Genomic DNA, 12782 nt, shown 5'->3' with positions numbered 1-12782 from the left:
ACAGGTATTACCGCTGGATGGTAATACCGGGCGATGACCGAACAGCGTAACCTCACCGTCAAGGGTCAGGTGACCATCCCCAAGGACGTGCGCGATGCGCTGGGCCTAAAGCCCGGGGATGCCGTGGCGTTCGAGCGTGACGGCGCACGCGTCTATCTGCGCAAGGGCGAGAGCGACGAGCGCGATACCGAGGCAAGGCGCAGTGCGATGCGTGCCCGGCTGGCGGAGGCGCGCAAATTCGCGTTGCCGCTCATCGACATGACCAGCGACGACTATATGGCTGCGGTCCGCGAGCCGGTGCCGATTATACGCAAGCGATGATCTTTCTCGACAGCAATATCGTCATCGATCTGGTCGAACCTGAGGGCCGGTGGCGCCGCTGGGCAGAGGACCGGATCGTCGATGCCGTCGGTGCGCGACTGGTGGTGAACTGCATCGTTCGCGCCGAAACCGCGCGCCAGTTCGAATCGCGCGAGATGCAGGATTCGTTCTTTGCCAGCCTGGGCGTCGAGACGCTGGAGATCGACGGCGATTCGGCGTTCCACGCCGGTCGCGCGCATCTGGAATATCGCCGCGCGGGAGGGGCCCGAACGGCGATGCTTGCGGATTTTCTGATCGGGGGCCATGCAACGGCGCTGACCGCCACGTTGCTCACCCGCGACAGAGCGCGTTTTGCAACCTACTTTCCCGACCTCACGCTCATCACACCCGAGACCGACAATGGCTGACGTAACCGCACCCTACCGCATCCATGGCGACACCGGCGAATGGGAGGTCGTGATCGGCCTCGAGGTCCATGCCCAGGTCACCTCGCACGCCAAGCTCTTCTCGGGCGCCTCGACCGCATTCGGCGCAGAGCCGAACACGCAGGTGTCGCTGGTCGACGCCGCGATGCCGGGAATGCTGCCCGTGCCCAACCGCGAGTGCATCCGCCAGGCGGTGCGCACCGGCATGGCGCTGGGCGCGGCGATCAACAAATACAGTCGGTTCGACCGCAAGAACTACTTCTACGCCGATCTGCCGCAGGGCTATCAGATCAGCCAGCTCTATCACCCGATCGTCGGCGAAGGCGCGATCGACGTGCAGCTCGACGAGAAGGACCCGGAATCGCCCACCAAGACGATCGGGATCGAGCGCATCCATGTCGAGCAGGACGCGGGCAAGCTGATGCACGATCAGCATCCCACGCGCTCCTATGTCGATCTCAACCGCTCGGGCGTCGCGCTGATGGAGATCGTCAGCCGTCCCGACATGCGCTCGCCGGTCGAGGCGGGGGCGTATCTGTCCAAGCTGCGCTCGATCCTGCGCTATGTCGGCAGCTGCGATGGCAATATGGACCAGGGATCGATGCGTGCCGACGTCAACGTCAGCGTGCGCAAGCCCGGCGCCGAATTCGGCACGCGCACCGAGACGAAGAACGTCAACTCGGTCCGCTTCGTCATGCAGGCGATCGAAAGCGAAGCGCGCCGCCAGGTCGAAGTGCTCGAAAGCGGCGGCAAGATCGTTCAGGAAACGCGCCTGTTCGATCCCGACAAGGGCGAGACGCGGTCGATGCGCTCGAAGGAAGATGCGCACGACTATCGCTACTTCCCCGATCCCGACCTGCTGCCGCTCGAGCTGGACGACGCGTTCCTTGAGGAATGCCGCGCGAGCCTGCCCGAGCTGCCCGACGCCAAGCGCCGCCGCTACGAGAGCGAGATGGGGCTGAGCGCCTACAACGCCGCGGTGCTGACGGCGGATGCGGACACCGCGCGCTGGTTCGAGGCGCTGCTCGCCGAAAGCGCGCGCATCCAGAAGAAGGGCGAGCCCGAAGTCGCGCGCGCGGCCTCCAACTGGTTGATCTCCGACCTGTTCGGCGCGCTCAACCGCCTCGGCAAGAGCATCGACGAAAGCCCCGTCAGCCCCGAACAGGGTGCTGAGCTGCTCGGCCTGATCGCCGACGGCACGATTTCGAACACGCTGGGCAAGCAGGTGTTCGAGATCATGCTCGAAACCGGCGACGCCCCGGCCAAGATCGTCGAAGATCGCGGGATGAAGCAGACCAGCGACACCGGCGCGATCGAGGCCGAGATCGCCAAGGTGCTCGACGCCAACCCGGACAAGGTCGCCGACTATCGCGGCGGCAAGGACAAGTTGTTCGGCTTCTTCGTCGGCCAGACGATGAAGGCGATGGGCGGCAAGGCGAACCCGGCGGTCGTCAACGAGCTGCTGAAGAAGGCGCTGGGGTAGGCAGAGCATTTGCCGGAGGCGGACTGCACGTTGCGCCCGCCTCCGACAGGATGGTTTGCATCAGGTCTGGCGGGCGGTTGCCGGCGCCTGGCACTCGCCGTCACGCCAGATCAGGCCAATGACCTGACCCGCCCAGTTCGGCAGCCAGTTCAGCACGCTGGTGGCGCAGAGGCGTGATGCAATCTGGGTGGCGATGTCCTGCAACTTCTCTCCCTCGGAATCCGGGGACTTTGCGGCGGCGCTGAACCACTCTGCCATCGCCGCATCGAGCTGCGCCTGACTACCGCTGTCGATATCGAGGTAGAATGCCCGGTCCTGCCCGTCGAGCGCGAGCAGATAGGCAGTACTGCGTTCGAGACCGTATTTGGTGAGCAGAGCGTTCGCCCGTGTGCGATCGAACTGGTCGATCATCGCCCCGCATTTCGCGTCGAGGTCGCCGGACGGCACCTGTGTCGCGTTCAGCATCCAGTGAGTCTCGACCGGAACATGCTCGGGCATGATCTGGGCGGCATCCTCGGCGCTCACCAGGCGTTCGAAGGCGCGGCAGATCTTCATGTTCCGGCCGCGGTCGTCATCGTCCAGGATGACGAAGGCCTGTGTACGATCGAACTGCAATGGTTCGCTGCGGAGAAGATAGTCGCGGACCGAAACATAGTTGCCTTCAAATCCAATTGCAGCCGGCGGCAGCGGTGCAACCGTAGCGCAGCCGGCCAATGCTAGGGCCGAGCAAAGCGGTATCAGATTCTTCATGGTGCCTCCCATCGCGTTTCCGTGACCAATCGCATCCGGCGGCACTATTTTGCCGGTATGCGAATCAGATGCGACCGGCGCAACTATGGCAAATACTGAAACAATGGCGAGTCGCCTCCGGGAGTCAGGATCGAATCCGCTGGCGACGGAATACTATGCTTTCGATGGTCGGCGCGCATGGAAAGCGCATTGATCCCGGCGTGGCATAAGCGTCGCATGCACCCGAACAACTGATTTGCGGTTGTTGCTTGCCCGTTTCACCTGCGGAACGAGTAATGGGATGTTGATCTGCGGGCGTTGCGGCTGTCAAATCCGTGCGTTCCCATAACGGAACCACTGCTTTCAAGTAGATCGCTGGAGGGCAACTACTTAGATCGCGCATTTTAGTTTGCGTGAACTCCGGAACCAAAGCCGTCGCTATCCTTTCGACTTTTATCCCACGGAAAATTCCAAAGGAGCGAAAGTCGATGGCTGAGATCCCCGTTGAGAAGAAATCAGGAATCCCCGGTTGGGTGTGGATCCTGCTGGCTGTGTTGCTGATCGGATTGCTGCTGTGGTGGCTGCTCGGCAGTGACGAAGAGGCCACTCCCTATGTCGCCGAAGACGTAGCGGTCGAGCAGGTCAATACGACTGCCGCCGTTCAGCCCTTCGTCGTCGGGCAGCAAGTCGACCTGAACGATTTCCGCGTGACCGAGCTGACCGGCGACATGTCGTTCATGGGTGAATCGCAGGGGCGTCAGGCCTTTGTCGTATTCAATCAGGAACCCACGCCGGGCGACGCGACCGAAGGCGAGTACGACATCAATCCGGGCCAGACGATTGCGCTGCAAGGCCGCGTGATGGCTGCGAGCCAGCCGCTGCCGGACGGTGTCGATGCAACCGTCCCCTCGGGCATGTCCAGCTACATCTTTGCGGACTCGCTGGAGATCGTGGAGCGCAACTGAGAATAGCCTGCCCAGCCCCAAAATGAATTGAGGAACTAAACATGAGACATGATCGCCGCTACGAAAAGCTTGACAGTCTTTCCAACTACAAGCTCGAACACAAGTCGCAGGATATTCGCGGCTACCCCTTGGTCAGTCCTGAAGGTCGCAAGTTTGGTGTGATCGACGATCTGCTGGTCGGCCCAGACCATGATCGCGTGGTGGCGGTGCGCCTTGAAGACGGGCGCTGCTGCGCCGTCGAGCCGCTCGAAATTCATGACAATGTCGTGGTTTATGGCGAAGCGGCGCGCGCCTTCGCCGCTCGGGACAATCAATATGGTTCGGCCGCGGTCGTCGAGGAAGAGCGCATTCCGGTCGTCGAAGAGCGTGTCGCGATCGGCAAGCGTGTGGCCAGCGGCGGCGACGTCATCACCGTACACAAAGGCGTTCATGCCGAGACGGTGAGCGAAGATGTCCACCTGCGCGACGAGAGCGTGAGCGTCGAGAAGCGCCCGGTGAACGAGCGGGTCAGTTCCGAACGGGCCGAGGCTCTGCTGAACGAGGGTGATCGAACCGTCTCGATGACCGAACGCGACGAGGAGGCCGTCGTCGCGAAGGATGCGGTCGTCACCGACGAGGTCGTCGTTCGCAAGACTGCCGAGGATAAGGTCGACCGTGTCACCGAGACGGTGCGCAAGACCGATGTCGACGTGGAGAAGAGTACCCGCCGGCACGACGACCGGACCTGAGTGTGGGTCTGACGACCTGATGGCGGGGCCGGTCGCACTGCGCGGACGGCCCCGTTCTTGTGTCCGGAGCACCGGGCGCGGCTGCAAAGGAAGGATCTGGTTCGCCATGAAGGACAAGCAGACGAGCACGGGCGAAGGCGCCGTGGTCGAGGAAGAGATCATCCCGGTCGTCGAGGAGCGCGCGCGGATCGAAAAGCGCGTGATCGCCGGAAGCACAGTTACCGTGCGCACGCGGCCCGTATCCGAAACCGTGAAGCTGAGTGAATCCCTGAGCCGTGAGACTGTGTCGGTCGAGCGGCACAAGGTGGGCAGGGTGGTCACCGAGATTCCCGACATCCGGGAAGAAGGCGGAACCACCGTGCTGCCCGTGGTAGAGGAGCGGATCAGGGTCGTGCGCGAACTGGTGCTGGTCGAGGAGGTACATCTCAAGCGGGAGCGCTCGTCCGAGAAGTTCGAGGCCGAAGTCGAACAGCGTCGGACTATCGTCGAGATCGACGAGGAATAGGCGGCCGCACGTCATCCCCCAGATCGGGGCTCTTCCGGCGCGTCGCCTTCGCCGCTGCTCTCCCGCCCCGACCGATCGACTGCCTACCTGGCCTGCGCCTGCCAGCTCGGTTGCAGCTTCGCTTCCATCTTGCGAAGCTCCTCGTCGAGCAGTTCCACCATCGCATCGTCTTCGTCGGCAACGGCGAAGCGGATGCGCGTGGAAAGCTCATTGATCGCGTATCGGGCGTGCGCCACGGCATTGCGTTCGCGATCGATCGCTGCGGTGGCGCTGCTTGCAAGTGCCGTCATCAGCCCCAGCGCCGTCGCGTCCACCGTCCGCGGCTTCTGGTCCAACAGGCAGAGCGTGCCGAGGGCGAAACCGTCGCTGGTGACCAGCGGCACCGCATAATAGGCGCGCACGTTCATTTCGATCACCGCGGGAGCGAATTTGAAGCGTGGCTCGCACCACGCGTCGGAGACGCACAGCGGGGCAAAGCCCGGAACCTGGATCGCCGCGTCGCAGAAGCTGTTCGGCCGAGGAAATTCTCGCGGGTCGAAGCCATAGGCGACCGCGAGCCACAGCCGCGACCGATCCACGATGGACACCGCGGCGAATGGAAAGTCGGTCGTCTTCGCGGCCTGTTCGACGATCTGGGAGAGTTCGGGATCGCCCTGCATGCCGAACACGCCGCTCGTCAGCACGCGTACCTGCCGACGAGCCTCGGCGAGTCTCGCGTGTGCGCTGTCATTCTGGTTCACGTCCATATGGCCTCGACGACGGAGATGGAGACTGGCGCTGCGACAGAATGCAGTGTGGGAAGTTATTGAAATATTACCATAACCTTCTGGAATCACAACGGCCATGCGCAGCCCCGGCGCGACGGGCGCAAGCCGGCGTCGCGGCATCTGCTGAAAGGATCGGCGCGGCCGTGCTGCCCGGCCGCGCCGCGCCTCCAGCCGCCCGCATAGCTAGGCCGCGACGCGCGGCGTGGTTTCGGCTACCCGGATCGCATGCGCGATCCCAACACGCCTACCGCCGCCCGCTGGCGCTACATCGGCCCCGGTATCGTCGCCGCTGCCACCGGAGTGGGTGCGGGCGATCTCGTCGCCACGCTGATCGCGGGCTCGCGCTTCGGCTACGCGCTGCTGTGGGCGGCGGTGATCGGGTGCGTGGTCAAGATCGCGCTGGCGGAAGGGGCGGCGCGCTATCATCTCGCCACCGGCAGCACGTTGTTTCAGGGCTGGCGGTCGCTGGGGCGATGGACCGGCTGGTATTTCGGCGCCTATGTCCTCGTCTGGGGATTCATCTACGGCGCCACGGCGATGAGTGCGACGGCGCTGCCGCTCGCCGCGCTGTTCCCGGTGCTGCCGCTCTGGGGCTGGGCGGTTGTCGCCGGGCTCACCGGCTTTCTGTTCGTCTGGTTCAACCGCTATCTGGTGTTCGAAGCCGCGATGAAGCTGCTCGTCGCGGTGATGTTCGTCGTGATGATCGGGCTCGCCATCCTGGTCGCGCCGCGCTTGCCAGAAGTGATCGCCGGCCTCGCGCCCCGCGTGCCGCAGGGATCGCTTTTCTACACGCTGGCGCTGATCGGCGGCGTCGGCGGCACGATCACCACCGCCGCCTATGGCTATTGGGTCGATGCCAAGGGCTGGCGCGGCCCCGCGTGGATGGGCGTGATGCGGCTCGACAATCACGTCGCCTATATCGTCACCGGCCTGTTCGTGATCGCGATGCTGATCGTCGGTGCCGAGCTGCTGTACGGGGCGCAGGTCGCGCTTTCCTCGGGAGATCGCGGGCTGCTTGATCTGGGCGATATCCTCGCCGAGCGGTTCGGGCGCCCGATCGCCATAGTCTTTCTGCTGGGCTTCGCCGCCAGCGCCTTTTCCTCGCTGCTGGGCGTGTGGCACGGGGTGAGCCTGATGTTCGCCGATTTCGTCGCCCACTCACGCGGCACGGCATCGTCCGCCGAAGGCGAGGGCAGCCTGCCGTTCCGTGCCTATCTGCTCTGGCTCACCTTCCCGCCGATGGCGCTGTTGTTCCTCGACCGGCCCTTCTTCCTCGTCATCCTCTATGGTGCGTTCGGCGCCTTCTTCATGCCATTCCTGGCGGTGACGCTGCTGTTGCTGCTCAACCGGCGCGACATGCCGGTCGAGGGGCGCAGCGGCTGGCTGAGCAACGGTGTGCTGGCCATCGCCGCCTTGCTGTTCGTCGCGCTGTGCGGCCAGCAGCTGTGGGAGCTGGTACGCGGCTGACGGCGCGTGCTGGCATCAGAGGCAGATCGAACCGGCGAGCACAGGCGCACCGGTGTAGGCAGTCGCTACAAGTCCGACCAGCGCGAGCCCGATTGCCAGCAGCCCCAGAAAGTCCCGCCTGCCGTGTGCGAAGCGCCAGCTCATCCAGGCGAGCAGCGCCAGAAAGCCGAGCCACAGCAGGACCAGCATCGCGCGCCCGAGGCTGAGCGGGCCGAGCCCGGTCGCCTGCCAGCCCGCTGCGCAGACGAGGCCCTGAAGGCCGTAGAGCGCCGAAAAGGCGACAGCCCAGACGATCAGGCCGGAAACGGCGCGGAGCAGCGCGATCATGCCAGCAACCCCGGAATGTGTATGGTCAGCAGCAGCACCATGCCCGTGCCGGCGCCATAGCCGGTCCATAGCCCGGCGATCCGGCGCTCGGCGCTGCGGCGCTGCGAATGATAGCCCGCGCGGGCGCGCAGCAGTGCGAAGCTCTCGCCGAGCAGCGCGAGCGCGACGTGGAAAAGGGCATAGCCGAGCAGCACCGCCACCACGGCGTTATAGGCGTGTTCGGTCGGCGGCAGTGCGCGGAACAAGAGCGTCGTCAGCAGCGCCAGCAGCACGAGCGAAAGCCCCGCGATCGGCAATGGCGAAGCTGCGGCTCTATCGCGGCGGAGCCGCACATATGCCGAGCGCGCCCCCCAGCCGGCGAGCGCCGCACCGAGGATCCCGAGCGCCGGGTCGATCCAGGTACCGTCGATCAGCCGCGGCGGCGGCCAGTCGGGCGCTACCGTCCAGAGATAGGCATAGCCGAACAGCAGCGATCCGAAGAAGGTGGCGTCGGCCGCCAGCAGGAACACGCTGCCCCACCATCCCGGCGGATCCTGCGCCTCGCTATGGAGCGGCGCGGTTTCGCCCTTGCCGATCGGCAGGCGCCCGAAATCCTGTTTGCGCCCCAGCACCCACGCCCAGCGCCAGCCGAGCACCCCCAGCGCGGCCAGCGGCAGCGGCGCGAGCCAGTAGAGCTTGAGCAGCATCGCGACGAAAAAGGCCCCGGTGACGGCGGCGGTGACGATCGGAAGCAGCGTGTTGCCCGGCAGCACGACGACATGGTCGATCCGGCCGCTCGCGGTCTCCACGGCCATCGTCTCACGCCAGCCGTTGCGCGGTTCGCCGAGATAGCCGTCCCCGCGCGCGAGCTCGACTGCGAGGTCCGGGCGGCCCTCGAGCGGGTCGCGGTCGTCGACCCGGGGAATGCTGGCGATGTTGTAGCTGGGCGGCGGGAGCAGCATCGCCCATTCGAGCGTGCCGGCGTTCCACGGATTCCGGCGGGTGCGCGGAGCGTGGAAGAACTGCAGCGACAAATCGATCACGAACAGCGCGATTCCGAACGCCAGTACGAAGCTACCGACCGAGGACAGGAAGTTGTAGCCGGTCCAGCCGATGTCGGCCGGGTAGGTCTCGATGCGGCGTGCCTGCCCGAGCAGCCCGACGATGTGCATCAGGAAGAAAGTGAGATTGAACCCGACGAAGATCAGCCAGAAGGCCGTGACGCCCAGCCGATATTGCCGCTGCCTCCCGGTGAAATGCGCGAGCCAGTAATAGGCCGCCGCCAGCATCGGAAAGACGAAGCCGCCGACGAGGACATAGTGGAGGTGCGCGGTCACGAAGGCGCTGTCGTGCGCCTGCCAGTCGAAGGGCACGACCGCGACCATGACGCCGGTCAGCCCGCCCATCACGAAGACAACGAAGAAGCCGATCAGATACAGCATCGGCATCCGCATCTGCGGCCGTCCGGCCCAGAGCGTGCCGAGCCAGGCGAAGATCTGGACCCCCGTCGGGATCGCCACCAGTGTCGAGGCCGCCGAGAAGAAGGCGAGCGCCATGTGCGGGATGCCCACCGTGAACATGTGGTGGACCCACAGCCCGAAGCTGAGGAAGCCGAGCGCGATCACCGCCGCGACGATCCAGCCATAGCCGAGGATCTTCGTGCGCGCCATCACCGGCAGGATGGTCGAGACGACGCCGGCTGCGGGCAGGAAGATGATATAGACCTCGGGATGGCCGAACAGCCAGAACAGGTGCTGCCACAGCAGCGAATCCCCGCCGCGACCGGCGTCGAAGAACGGCCAGCCGAACGCGCGCTCGAGCTCCAGCAGCACCGATCCCAGGATCAGCGGCGGAAAGCCGATCAGCATCATCATCGCCGTCACCAGCATGTACCAGGCGAACAGCGGCATCTTGTCGAGCGACATGCCCGGCGCGCGCAGCTTCAGGATCGTCACGACGATGTCGATCGCGGTCACGATCGCCGAAATTTCGACGAAGGTGATGCCGAGCAGCCAGAAATCGGAATTGATGCCGGGCGACCAGGGCTTGGACGAGAGCGGCGTGTACAGGAACCAGCCCGCGTCGGGCGCCACCCCGAGCAGCATCGACAGGAGCAGCAGCGATCCGCCGAACAGATAGCACCACCAGCCATAGGCGGTGAGGCGCGGAAAGGCGAAGTCGCGCGTGCCGAGCAGCTTGGGCAGCATATAGATCGCAAACCCCTCGAACATCGGGATCGCGAACAGGAACATCATGATGCTGCCGTGCATCGTGAACAGCTGGTTGTAGACTTCGGGACCGACGAACGCGCTTCCGGGCGTGGCGAGCTGCGCGCGGATCAGCATCGCCAGCACGCCGCCGATCAGGAAGAAGGCGAAAGCCGTCAGCATCAGGCGGATGCCGAGCGTGCTGTGGTTGACGGTGGAGAGCGAGCCGCGCCAGCCGCGCGGCGTGCTCCAGATCTCCTCGAACGCGCGATGCAGCCGCAGCGCCTTCATGCGCCGCCTCCCGCCTGGAACCGTGCCCATCCTTCGGCATCATGCGCGATCACGCGGAAATTGTGGCGGGCGTGTCCGATGCCGCAATATTCGGCGCACACGCCGGGATAGACGCCGGGTTCGTCGGCTTCGATGCGCAGCACGTTGCGATGCCCCGGGATCGCGTCCATCTTTCCCGCCAGCCGCGGCACCCAGAAAGCATGGATAACGTCGCGCGTGGTGAGCACCACGTCCACGGGCCGCCCCGCGGGAATGTGCAGAACGTCCTGCATCTCGATCGGCGCGCTTGCTTCGGTCTCGTGTCGGAAGGTCCAGCGCCAGCGGCTGCTCTCCGCTTCGACCCGCACGAGCCGGGGGTCGTCGCGCGGCAGCAGCCGCTCGCCCGCGACGAGGCCGTAGAACAGCAGCGCCGCAAGAATCGCCGACGAGAAGACGAGGCCACCCCCGACGATCCACAGGCGCGGCGAAACCGGCCGCCGCTGCCGGCGCCTGAAGGCGAGCGCGAGCAGCACCATCACCAGTCCGAAGATGGCGGCTGCGCCGGCCAGCATGACCCACCAGATCGTTCCGATCGTCTCCGCCGCCGGCCCCGCCGGATCGAGCGCGGAAAGCGGGCCGGAGCAGCCGGTTGAAAGAATCGCCGCGGCGGGCGTTATGCCTCCACGAACCAGTCGCCCAGGGGGAGCAGCATGCCGAGTGCCGAACAACGCGAAGACCAGCTGACCGATCCGATCAGCAGCAACCCGCGGTTCGACCGCGCCGAGTCGCGAGTCGCGCTTGCCGGCCACCCCGTGCATGCGATGCTGGTCTCCTTTCCGATCGGGCTCACCGGCTGCGCACTGGGTGCCGACCTCTTCTACTGGTGGACCGGAGAGTTGTTCTGGGCGCGCGCGGCGCTCTGGGGCGCGGGCATGGCGTTTCTGATGGGGCTGCTCGCCGGGCTTTCGGGCACGATCGAGCTGCTGAGCGTGCCCGGCATCCGCGCCCGGGCGGCGAGCTGGACGCATTTCATCGTCGCGATGACCTTGCTCGCGGTGCTCGGTGCCAACTGGGGCTATCGGCTCTACGGCTATGAGGAGGCGTTGCTGCCCTATGGCCTGATGCTCTCCACGCTCTCGGCCATTTTCGCCGGCTTTGCGGGATGGCATGGCGGCAAGCTGGTGTTCGATTATCACGTCGGTACGTCCGGCACTGGAAGCTGACGCTGCTGCGGCGTGCGCAGCAGATCGGGCAATACGTCCTCGCGAATGTCGGGCTTGGCGAGCACCAGCAGCACGATGCTGGTGAGCAGCATCGCTGCGAAGGCGACCAGCAGCGGCGTGGGCGGTGGCTGGCTGCGGTTGTTCTCCTCGCCCATCCGCACCACCGTGTTGCCGATCCAGGCATGAAGCGCGACCAGCACGCCGACCAGAACCAGCTTGGCGAACATCCAGGGCACGAACACGCCGCGCAGGAAGATCAGCGCGGTCCCCGCCGCGACGGCGATCACCGCGGCCGGAGTCAGCAGGTGGGTGTAGCCATAATGGGTGAAGCGGCGGACGCGGGCATATTCGTTCTGATCGTCGCAGCGGTCATGCTCGGCCAGCATCAGCGGCAGCGCGAGCAACCCGGCACCCCATAGCAGCACGCCCGCGATGTGCAGCCCCTTCACGATGGCGATCGCCAGCATCATCGCGCGGCGGCAGGAAATCCGCCCTTCCACGCGCGCCGGGCGATCCACGCCGCGGCGATCGTATAGGGCAGCATCGCCGGCACCCACATGATCAGCCCGGCGAGCTGCTGGTCCTGCAACGGCGAAAGGCCATAGGCGAGCGGCGCCGCGAAATGGTGCGGATAGAGCGGCTCCGGGGCGAAGGTGAGCAGTGCGCCGAGCAGCCCCATCTGGCCGATCGCGGCGGCGACGGTAAACAACGCCATCGGCAGGCTTGCCCCGGCAGAGAAGACTGCGCGCCAGAACCAGAAAGCGGTGCCAAGCAGCGAAAGCTGCATCAGCCAGTACAGCGCGACGCTTTGCAGCGCCTCGGTGTAAAGCTGCGGCGCGTGCCACAGCCAGAGCGTCGCGGTCGCCAGCGCGAAGGGCAGGGCGGCTCCCTGCGCGCGCGCGGCGCGGAGGGCGGCGGCAGCCAAAGGCGCGGCAACCGCCACGAGCAGCACGTGATGGACGGCGCGGGCGGAGAACAGCGCGCTGCTGAGCGCGCAGAGCGGCGAGACGAAGGCGACGACGAGCACCGCGAGCGCCGCGCCCAGCGGCAGCCGCTGGTGCGGAGTGGCCCTGGCGGCGACGAGCAGCGCCAGTGCGCCAAGCACCGCGATCAGCCAGGGGTCGTCATTCCAGCGCGCCAGCAGGGCAGCGGGAACGGGAGCAGGTCCGCAATAGGCGACAGCTAGCGAGATAGTCCCCCTCCACCATGGTTGCTCGCGCGGGCGGAGCGCTCGGCCTTCGCCCGCCACCCTGTAGAACCGCGAGGATATCAGAGGGTTCCTCGGTATCGCGAACGAAACGAGCGGAACGGGCCGCGCGGGTCGGCCGTCTCTCCATCGTGCCGCTTGTGCCCGCCCGCCCGGCTGGGCAACAGGCGGGCCGATTC

The 12782-nt window shown here is 65.8% G+C and carries 15 protein-coding genes; 8 read left to right on the top strand and 7 right to left on the bottom strand.

The window, feature by feature from the left end:
* The first annotated feature begins 33 nt into the window (after nucleotides 1-33).
* From H7V21_RS04665 to gatB, 3 genes are read left to right on the top strand one after another with little or no spacing between them, the layout of a single operon-like run.
* Nucleotides 34-321 carry an AbrB/MazE/SpoVT family DNA-binding domain-containing protein gene (locus tag H7V21_RS04665; protein ID WP_188055708.1) on the top strand — a complete coding sequence of 96 codons (288 nt, stop codon included), beginning with the start codon at nucleotides 34-36 and terminating at the stop codon, nucleotides 319-321.
* Nucleotides 318-728, top strand: coding sequence for a type II toxin-antitoxin system VapC family toxin (locus H7V21_RS04660; RefSeq protein WP_188055707.1), 411 nt, complete (start codon nucleotides 318-320; stop codon nucleotides 726-728). Before H7V21_RS04665 ends, H7V21_RS04660 begins: the two co-directional genes overlap by 4 nt.
* Nucleotides 721-2229, top strand: coding sequence for an Asp-tRNA(Asn)/Glu-tRNA(Gln) amidotransferase subunit GatB (gene gatB / locus H7V21_RS04655; protein ID WP_188055706.1), 1509 nt, complete (start codon nucleotides 721-723; stop codon nucleotides 2227-2229). Before H7V21_RS04660 ends, gatB begins: the two co-directional genes overlap by 8 nt.
* A 60-nt stretch (nucleotides 2230-2289) precedes the next feature.
* Here the strand turns inward: gatB and H7V21_RS04650 are convergent, their stop codons facing one another.
* Nucleotides 2290-2991: a hypothetical protein gene (locus H7V21_RS04650; RefSeq protein WP_188055705.1), complete on the bottom strand. Its 702-nt coding sequence runs from the start codon at nucleotides 2989-2991 to the stop codon at nucleotides 2290-2292.
* A 455-nt stretch (nucleotides 2992-3446) separates the two neighbouring features.
* Here H7V21_RS04650 and H7V21_RS04645 point away from each other — a divergent pair, with 455 nt between their 5' ends.
* The 3 genes from H7V21_RS04645 to H7V21_RS04635 all read left to right on the top strand — a co-directional run bounded on the left by H7V21_RS04645 (nucleotide 3447) and on the right by H7V21_RS04635 (nucleotide 5156).
* Nucleotides 3447-3923, top strand: coding sequence for a hypothetical protein (locus H7V21_RS04645; RefSeq protein WP_188055704.1), 477 nt, complete (start codon nucleotides 3447-3449; stop codon nucleotides 3921-3923).
* A gap of 41 nt (nucleotides 3924-3964) precedes the next feature.
* Complete coding sequence (locus H7V21_RS04640) at nucleotides 3965-4651, top strand: YsnF/AvaK domain-containing protein (RefSeq protein WP_188055703.1); 687 nt, start codon at nucleotides 3965-3967, stop codon at nucleotides 4649-4651.
* Between the two features lie 106 nt (nucleotides 4652-4757).
* Nucleotides 4758-5156: a DUF2382 domain-containing protein gene (locus H7V21_RS04635; RefSeq protein ID WP_188055702.1), complete on the top strand. Its 399-nt coding sequence runs from the start codon at nucleotides 4758-4760 to the stop codon at nucleotides 5154-5156.
* A gap of 83 nt (nucleotides 5157-5239) precedes the next feature.
* On the opposite strand, the gene H7V21_RS04630 is transcribed toward H7V21_RS04635, so the two are convergent.
* Nucleotides 5240-6001 (bottom strand): GAF domain-containing protein, encoded by a 762-nt coding sequence (locus tag H7V21_RS04630; RefSeq protein ID WP_188055701.1) that lies wholly within the window; start codon nucleotides 5999-6001, stop codon nucleotides 5240-5242.
* Between the two features lie 147 nt (nucleotides 6002-6148).
* Here H7V21_RS04630 and H7V21_RS04625 point away from each other — a divergent pair, with 147 nt between their 5' ends.
* Nucleotides 6149-7390 carry an Nramp family divalent metal transporter gene (locus tag H7V21_RS04625; RefSeq protein WP_188055700.1) on the top strand — a complete coding sequence of 414 codons (1242 nt, stop codon included), beginning with the start codon at nucleotides 6149-6151 and terminating at the stop codon, nucleotides 7388-7390.
* 15 nt (nucleotides 7391-7405) lie between these two features.
* Here H7V21_RS04625 and H7V21_RS04620 read toward each other — a convergent pair whose 3' ends face one another.
* The 3 genes from H7V21_RS04620 to H7V21_RS04610 are packed head-to-tail and all read right to left on the bottom strand — an operon-like array spanning nucleotide 7406 to nucleotide 10745.
* A complete protein-coding gene (locus H7V21_RS04620; protein WP_188055699.1) occupies nucleotides 7406-7717 on the bottom strand; it encodes a hypothetical protein in 312 nt (103 codons plus the stop codon).
* Nucleotides 7714-10194, bottom strand: a complete 2481-nt coding sequence (gene ctaD / locus H7V21_RS04615) for a cytochrome c oxidase subunit I (protein ID WP_188055696.1) — start codon at nucleotides 10192-10194, stop codon at nucleotides 7714-7716. The genes H7V21_RS04620 and ctaD overlap by 4 nt, the downstream gene beginning before the upstream one ends.
* Entirely contained in the window at nucleotides 10191-10745 is a 555-nt protein-coding gene (locus tag H7V21_RS04610) for a cytochrome c oxidase subunit II (protein WP_223177046.1), read from the bottom strand. The genes ctaD and H7V21_RS04610 overlap by 4 nt, the downstream gene beginning before the upstream one ends.
* Before the next feature lie 138 nt (nucleotides 10746-10883).
* On the opposite strand from H7V21_RS04610, the gene H7V21_RS04605 reads away from it, so the two are divergent.
* A complete protein-coding gene (locus H7V21_RS04605; protein ID WP_188055692.1) occupies nucleotides 10884-11396 on the top strand; it encodes a DUF2231 domain-containing protein in 513 nt (170 codons plus the stop codon).
* Here the strand turns inward: H7V21_RS04605 and H7V21_RS04600 are convergent.
* Nucleotides 11366-11866: a CopD family protein gene (locus tag H7V21_RS04600; RefSeq protein ID WP_188055690.1), complete on the bottom strand. Its 501-nt coding sequence runs from the start codon at nucleotides 11864-11866 to the stop codon at nucleotides 11366-11368. The two genes, H7V21_RS04605 and H7V21_RS04600, sit on opposite strands and share 31 nt — an antisense overlap.
* Complete coding sequence (locus H7V21_RS04595; protein ID WP_223177045.1) at nucleotides 11863-12645, bottom strand: cytochrome c oxidase assembly protein; 783 nt, start codon at nucleotides 12643-12645, stop codon at nucleotides 11863-11865. The genes H7V21_RS04600 and H7V21_RS04595 overlap by 4 nt, the downstream gene beginning before the upstream one ends.
* Nucleotides 12646-12782: the final 137 nt, after the last annotated feature.

The sequence above is a fragment of the Sphingosinithalassobacter sp. CS137 genome, assembly GCF_014334115.1.
Lineage (GTDB): Bacteria > Pseudomonadota > Alphaproteobacteria > Sphingomonadales > Sphingomonadaceae > Sphingomonas.
Note: the sequence above shows the minus strand (reverse complement) of the source record. Positions and strands in the feature narration are given on the sequence as shown.

Bases quoted from the DNA above. Each gene is read 5' to 3' on its own strand.
- H7V21_RS04665 (WP_188055708.1), top strand. From the start codon at position 34: ATGACCGAACAGCGTAACCTCACCGTCAAGGGTCAGGTGACCATCCCC.
- H7V21_RS04660 (WP_188055707.1), top strand. From the start codon at position 318: ATGATCTTTCTCGACAGCAATATCGTCATCGATCTGGTCGAACCTGAG.
- gatB (WP_188055706.1), top strand. From the start codon at position 721: ATGGCTGACGTAACCGCACCCTACCGCATCCATGGCGACACCGGCGAA.
- H7V21_RS04650 (WP_188055705.1), bottom strand. From the start codon at position 2,991: ATGGGAGGCACCATGAAGAATCTGATACCGCTTTGCTCGGCCCTAGCA.
- H7V21_RS04645 (WP_188055704.1), top strand. From the start codon at position 3,447: ATGGCTGAGATCCCCGTTGAGAAGAAATCAGGAATCCCCGGTTGGGTG.
- H7V21_RS04640 (WP_188055703.1), top strand. From the start codon at position 3,965: ATGAGACATGATCGCCGCTACGAAAAGCTTGACAGTCTTTCCAACTAC.
- H7V21_RS04635 (WP_188055702.1), top strand. From the start codon at position 4,758: ATGAAGGACAAGCAGACGAGCACGGGCGAAGGCGCCGTGGTCGAGGAA.
- H7V21_RS04630 (WP_188055701.1), bottom strand. From the start codon at position 6,001: ATGGCCGTTGTGATTCCAGAAGGTTATGGTAATATTTCAATAACTTCC.
- H7V21_RS04625 (WP_188055700.1), top strand. From the start codon at position 6,149: ATGCGCGATCCCAACACGCCTACCGCCGCCCGCTGGCGCTACATCGGC.
- H7V21_RS04620 (WP_188055699.1), bottom strand. From the start codon at position 7,717: ATGATCGCGCTGCTCCGCGCCGTTTCCGGCCTGATCGTCTGGGCTGTC.
- ctaD (WP_188055696.1), bottom strand. From the start codon at position 10,194: ATGAAGGCGCTGCGGCTGCATCGCGCGTTCGAGGAGATCTGGAGCACG.
- H7V21_RS04610 (WP_223177046.1), bottom strand. From the start codon at position 10,745: ATGCTGGCCGGCGCAGCCGCCATCTTCGGACTGGTGATGGTGCTGCTC.
- H7V21_RS04605 (WP_188055692.1), top strand. From the start codon at position 10,884: ATGCCGAGTGCCGAACAACGCGAAGACCAGCTGACCGATCCGATCAGC.
- H7V21_RS04600 (WP_188055690.1), bottom strand. From the start codon at position 11,866: ATGATGCTGGCGATCGCCATCGTGAAGGGGCTGCACATCGCGGGCGTG.